Genomic DNA, 5,074 nt, shown 5'->3' with positions numbered 1-5,074 from the left:
TCCAGCCAGCTCCTACAGGGTCTGTGACAGCCGCATCGAGCTTGATTTGAAATACAGCCAGAATTGTGGGAGCTGGCTTGCCTGCGATAGCGTCGGGTCAGCTGGCCCATTTGCTACTGGGAGACCGCCATCGCAGGCAAGCCAGCTCCCACAGGGGCTATAGCAGCCCTTGAAAGGTCGACTACCAGCCGCGCAAGCGTTCCCAGCGTTGCACTTCACCGTTGTGCAACACGGCGTTATAGTTGCCGAACTGCGCCCCCGTGGCGCAGGCATGATTGGGCAGAATACGCAGGCGCGTACCGAGCGGAAATTGCGTCACCACATCCACGCCGCCCGCTTCGAACCGCGCCACGCCATGTTCCTGGTTGGCGCTGCTCAACAGCAAGCCGTCGATCAACTCCCCGTGCTCATTGCACACCTGGCCATAACCAAAGTCGCGTTTTTGCGCTTGCGTGCCGCGATCCCGGCTCATGGCCATCCAGCCGGCATCGGTGATGATCCAGCCTTTTTCCGCTTGATGGCCGATCACTGTGGTCAGCACGCTCAAGGCCAGTTCCTCGGTGCGGCATACGCCGATGTTGTGCATCACCAGGTCAAAAAACGCATACACACCCGCGCGCAGTTCGGTCACGCCTTCAAGGCTCACGGCTGACAATGCGGTAGGCGTGGAGCCGACACTGACCTGATCGCAGGCCATCCCGGCGGCACGGATACGTTGCGCCGCTTCAACGCAGCGTGCGCGTTCCTGTTCGGCGATGGCCTGTAACGCTTCAGGCGTATCCAGGCCGTAGCTTTCCCCTGCGTGGGTCAATACGCCGACGAGGCTGTCACCGAGCAGTTGGGCGATGTCGAGCAATAACGCGTCCTGCGGCTTGACCCCGGAACGGTGGCCGTCGCAATCAATCTCGATCATCACGGCAAAGGTTTCACCCTGCGCGGCGCCGAAATCGACGATGGCCCGGGCGCCGGCGAGGCTGTCGGTGATCAGCGTCAGCGCGCAACCCCGGCGGCGCAGCGCCAGGGCCTGGGGCAGTTTGTGCGGGGCCATGGCGACGGCGTAGAGGATGTCCTGGATGCCCAGCTCAAAGAAATATTCGGCTTCCTTGAGCGTCGATACGGTGATGCCACGGGCACCGGCCGCTATCTGCGCGGCCACCACTTCGGCGCACTTGTGGGTTTTGACATGGGGGCGCAAATGCACACCCAGGCTGTCGGCACGCTGTTGCATGCGCTGGATGTTGCGCTGCATTTTCACGCTGTCTAGCAATGCTGCTGGGGTGTCCATGGTTAACGCTCCACAAGGGCGGACAGCGGCCAAATTGACGGCCTGTCCAGGACTGGATATGTTGTCTTGCATGAAAAAGACCTCTCCCGAAGAAACCACCCTGATCAGCCAGCTCGAACAGATTGCCGAAGGCTTGAGCAAAACCTTCAGCCCGTTCTGTGAGGTCGTGCTGCACGATTTGCGCGACCCGCAGCAGGCGATCCTGGCGATCCATAACAACCTCTCCGGGCGCTCGCCGGGCGACCCGACCACCGAGTTGGGCCTGGCGCGGATTGCCGACCCCGACTATCCGCAGATCATTGCCAACTACCGCAACCAATTCAGCGATGGGCGCCAGGTCAAAAGCACCTCGATCGGCATCAAGGACACCAGTGGCAAGTACGTCGCGGCCTTGTGCATGAACGTCGATCTCTCATTGTTTCGTGGCCTGCAGGGCATGCTTGAGCAATTTGGCTCGGTCACTGGCGACACCCTTATCGAATCCCTGGAGCCGTCCGGCGCCGATGTGATTCGCACCCGCATCGACCAGTTCGCCGCACGCCTGGCCACCACCCCGCGCGCGCTCAAGGCGGCGGATCGACGGCTGTTGCTGCAAGAGCTCAAGGACTCGGGCTGCATGGACATTCGCCGGGCCATGGAGACCGTGGCCGCGCACCTGGGCGTGTCACGGGCGGCGGTCTACACCTACGCCAAGTAGCGCGCCACAGCTTCAATCTCCACCAGATAACCGTGGTGCAACTCGGGCACCGGCACCACCGCGCGGGCAGGGCGATGCTCGCCCAGCGCGGCGGCGTAAATACGGTCGAATTGCGGCCAATGCTGAACCCCGGCCACATACACCGTGACCTTCACCAGATCCTGGGGCGAGCCGCCGGCGGCTTTCAAGATGGCCAGCAGGTTAGCCAGTGCCAACTGGGCCTGTTCGGCAAACGATGCTTCAAGGTTGTGGCGCCCCTGCGGGCTTACCGGTAATTGCCCGGAGATATACAGCGTGTCGCCGTGGCTGACGGCCTGGGAGTAATGCCCGGCGGGCGCCGAGGCGGCCTCGGTGTGGATGATGTTCATGACGCCTCGCTGAGCAACGCGGCGTAGCGCGGGATGTCGACATTGCCGCCAGTGACGATAATGCCCACGCGCTGGCCCTTGAACCGCTCGCCCAGCTGGCGCAACGCCGCCAGGCCCAGGCAGCCGGTGGGTTCGACCACCATTTTCATGCGTTGCATAAAGAACTTCATCGAGGCCACCAATTGCGCGTCGGAGACGGTGAGGATGTCGGTCACCTTGTCGCGGATGATCGGGAAGGTGTAGTTGCCCAGGTGTTGGGTTTGCGCACCGTCGGCGATGGTCGCCGGGGTGTCGATGTGCACGATGCTGCCGGTCTGGAATGAACGCTGGCCGTCATTGCCTGCTTCGGGTTCAACGCCAAACAGCTGGCAATCGGGTGCCAGCGCACGGGTCGACAACGCGGTGCCCGAGAGCATGCCGCCACCGCCCAGGCCGACGAACAGGGCGTCCAGAGGGCCGGTGAATTCCAGCAGTTCCTTGGCGGCCGTGCCTTGGCCGGCGAGGATGTGTGGGTGGTCGTAAGGCGGGATCAACGTCATGCCATGCTCAACCGCCAAGGTGCGGCCGATTTGCTCACGGTCCTCGTTGAAGCGGTCATACAGCACCACGCTGGCGCCATATTCCCGGGTGGCGGCGACCTTGGCGGCGGGCGCGTCGGCGGGCATCACGATGGTCGCCGGCATGCCGAGCAATTGGGCGGCCAGCGCAATACCCTGAGCATGGTTGCCGGAAGAGAACGCCACCACCCCGGCCTTGCGCTGGTGTGCGTCAAACTGCGACAGGGCATTAAACGCACCGCGAAACTTGAACGAGCCAGCGCGTTGCAGGTTTTCACACTTGATGAATACCTGGGCACCGGTTTCAGCGTCGAGGGTGCGTGAGGTAAACACCGGCGTTTGATGGGCAAAGCCTTGCAGGCGTTGGGCGGCGGCGACGACATCTGAATAGTCAGGCAATTGCATGGGCGGACCTCGTGGGCGGACTTGGATAAAATATCTATATCAAGACAAATAGTAAAGGTCGGCTTGTCACCCAGTGCATAAACGCAATGTTGAAAAGAGCGTGGTGATCAGCAGCGATATTAAATAGAATGAATCTCATTTGAGACTCACTCGCGCTGCGCAGGTTGCTTTTCATGACTGATGCTGTTGCCCCGACCCACACTGGCGAAATGACCCTGTCGCGTTTGTACCGCGACCATCGCAGCTGGCTCGAAAGCTGGTTGCGGCGGCGCCTGGGCAATGCCTGGGATGCGGCGGACCTGAGCCAGGACACCTTTGTGCGGGTGCTGGCCAGTGCCCAGCCGATTGCGCAGATGCAGGAGCCACGGGCGTATCTGGTGACGGTCGGCAAGCGTTTGCTGGCCAACTTTCATCAGCGCCGCAGCCTTGAGCAAGCCTATCTGAAGGCGCTGGCGAATTTGCCCGAAACCTGCGTGCCGTCGCCCGAGCAACGCTGGCTGGTGCTGGAGACCTTGCACGCTCTGGATGAGTTGCTCGACGGTTTGCCGCGGGTGGTGCGGCGCGCGTTTCTGTGGAGCCAGTTGGAAGGCCTGGGTTATCGCGAAATTGCCGAGCGGCTCGACGTCTCTGAGCGCACGGTCAAGCGCTACATGGCCCAGGCCTATGAACATTGCCTGTTGGTGGCCCTATGAGTCACGAGGTGGCGCGTGCTGCGGCGCAGTGGTTGGCGTTGTTGGAGTCCGGAGCGGCCACCGAGCGTGACCACGCCAATTTGCAGGCTTGGCGCGACAGCCACCCTCAGCACGAACAGACCTGGCAGAAAGCCCAATCGCTGCGCCAGCGCTTGCGTGACTTGCCCCAGGCCGTGGCGATGGCCAGCCTCGACCGCCCGCAACCGGGGCGACGTGCGTTGCTCAAGCGGGCCTTTGGCGTAGCGGCGCTGGTGCCGACCGCCTGGCTGATCAGCCGTCAGTTGCCCATCGAGGCATGGCGGGCTGATTTGCACACCGCCACCGGCGAGCGCAAACGCCTGCCGTTGGCCGATGGCAGCAGCTTGCAACTCAACACGGCGACGGCGGTGGATGTTGACCTGGCACAGCGGCGCATCACGCTGGTGGACGGCGAGTTGGCGCTGACGGTGCCGGGCGCGGCAGCGATCAGTGTGCACACGCGCTACGGCCAGGTAGAGGTGAGCCAGGCTGAAGTGTGCGTACGGCAATTGGCGTCCGGCTGCCGCGTGTCGGTGTTCAAGGGCGCGGTGCAGGTGCGTGATCTGGCCGGGCAATTGACGACGTTGAACAGCGGTCAGCAAGCCTCGTTAAAGCCTCACGGGCTGAGTGCCAGGGCGGCGTTTGATGTGCAGCAACTGGGCTGGCGTGACGGTGTATTGACCGCACAGAACCAACCCTTTGGGGATTTCCTGCGTGAGCTGGAACGTTACCGCCCTGGCGTGTTGCGCTGGGACCCGAGCCTGGAAACTCTGCGGGTCACCGGCAGCTTTCGCCTGGATGACACCGACCGCATCCTCACACTGCTGGCCCAGACCCTGGGGTTTGAGGTGCGAGCGCGCACGCGGTATTGGGTGACACTCAGCCGAACCCTGGCTTGACGCTTCACGCTGGCCATCAGGCTCCTAGTGGCAGAGGCTTGCCACAACAGGTGGGCTTGGCATAACAGTCCTGCTTGCCACAGGAAGTTAATCCATTTCCAGGGACCTAAATCACATGCGCGCGCTGCAATTCGGTCAAAGACCTGTCTCTTA

At 62.5% G+C, this 5,074-nt stretch carries 6 protein-coding genes; 3 read left to right on the top strand and 3 right to left on the bottom strand.

The window, feature by feature from the left end; translation table 11 throughout:
* Nucleotides 1-181: 181 nt before the first annotated feature.
* Nucleotides 182-1,285 carry a DSD1 family PLP-dependent enzyme gene (locus FEM54_RS24120; protein ID WP_138453397.1) on the bottom strand — a complete coding sequence of 368 codons (1,104 nt, stop codon included), beginning with the start codon at nt 1,283-1,285 and terminating at the stop codon, nt 182-184.
* A gap of 70 nt (nt 1,286-1,355) precedes the next feature.
* Between FEM54_RS24120 and FEM54_RS24115 the strand changes: the two genes are divergently transcribed.
* On the top strand, nt 1,356-1,982 hold the full coding sequence (locus tag FEM54_RS24115; RefSeq protein ID WP_017135455.1) for a helix-turn-helix transcriptional regulator: 627 nt from the start codon (nt 1,356-1,358) through the stop codon (nt 1,980-1,982).
* Here FEM54_RS24115 and FEM54_RS24110 read toward each other — a convergent pair.
* Both FEM54_RS24110 and FEM54_RS24105 read right to left on the bottom strand, forming a co-directional pair.
* Entirely contained in the window at nt 1,970-2,350 is a 381-nt protein-coding gene (locus FEM54_RS24110) for a RidA family protein (RefSeq protein ID WP_017135456.1), read from the bottom strand. The two genes, FEM54_RS24115 and FEM54_RS24110, sit on opposite strands and share 13 nt — an antisense overlap.
* Complete coding sequence (locus FEM54_RS24105) at nt 2,347-3,312, bottom strand: threo-3-hydroxy-L-aspartate ammonia-lyase (protein ID WP_138453396.1); 966 nt, start codon at nt 3,310-3,312, stop codon at nt 2,347-2,349. Before FEM54_RS24105 ends, FEM54_RS24110 begins: the two co-directional genes overlap by 4 nt.
* 173 nt (nt 3,313-3,485) lie before the next feature.
* Between FEM54_RS24105 and FEM54_RS24100 the strand changes: the two genes are divergently transcribed.
* The gene (locus FEM54_RS24100; RefSeq protein WP_138453395.1) at nt 3,486-4,004 is read left to right on the top strand and encodes a sigma-70 family RNA polymerase sigma factor; all 519 of its coding nucleotides are present in this window, start codon (nt 3,486-3,488) and stop codon (nt 4,002-4,004) included.
* Entirely contained in the window at nt 4,001-4,921 is a 921-nt protein-coding gene (locus FEM54_RS24095) for a FecR domain-containing protein (protein ID WP_138453394.1), read from the top strand. Before FEM54_RS24100 ends, FEM54_RS24095 begins: the two co-directional genes overlap by 4 nt.
* Nucleotides 4,922-5,074: the final 153 nt, after the last annotated feature.

It is taken from the genome of Pseudomonas edaphica, from assembly GCF_005863185.1.
In the GTDB taxonomy this organism is placed as follows: domain Bacteria; phylum Pseudomonadota; class Gammaproteobacteria; order Pseudomonadales; family Pseudomonadaceae; genus Aquipseudomonas; species Aquipseudomonas edaphica.
This window is presented reverse-complemented; position numbering and strand designations above follow the sequence as displayed.

What these genes read in the sequence shown, in the direction of transcription:
- FEM54_RS24095 (WP_138453394.1), top strand. Translation starts at nt 4,001, where the DNA reads ATGAGTCACGAGGTGGCGCGTGCTGCGGCGCAGTGGTTGGCGTTGTTG.
- FEM54_RS24120 (WP_138453397.1), bottom strand. Translation starts at nt 1,285, where the DNA reads ATGGACACCCCAGCAGCATTGCTAGACAGCGTGAAAATGCAGCGCAAC.
- FEM54_RS24100 (WP_138453395.1), top strand. Translation starts at nt 3,486, where the DNA reads ATGACTGATGCTGTTGCCCCGACCCACACTGGCGAAATGACCCTGTCG.
- FEM54_RS24105 (WP_138453396.1), bottom strand. Translation starts at nt 3,312, where the DNA reads ATGCAATTGCCTGACTATTCAGATGTCGTCGCCGCCGCCCAACGCCTG.
- FEM54_RS24110 (WP_017135456.1), bottom strand. Translation starts at nt 2,350, where the DNA reads ATGAACATCATCCACACCGAGGCCGCCTCGGCGCCCGCCGGGCATTAC.
- FEM54_RS24115 (WP_017135455.1), top strand. Translation starts at nt 1,356, where the DNA reads ATGAAAAAGACCTCTCCCGAAGAAACCACCCTGATCAGCCAGCTCGAA.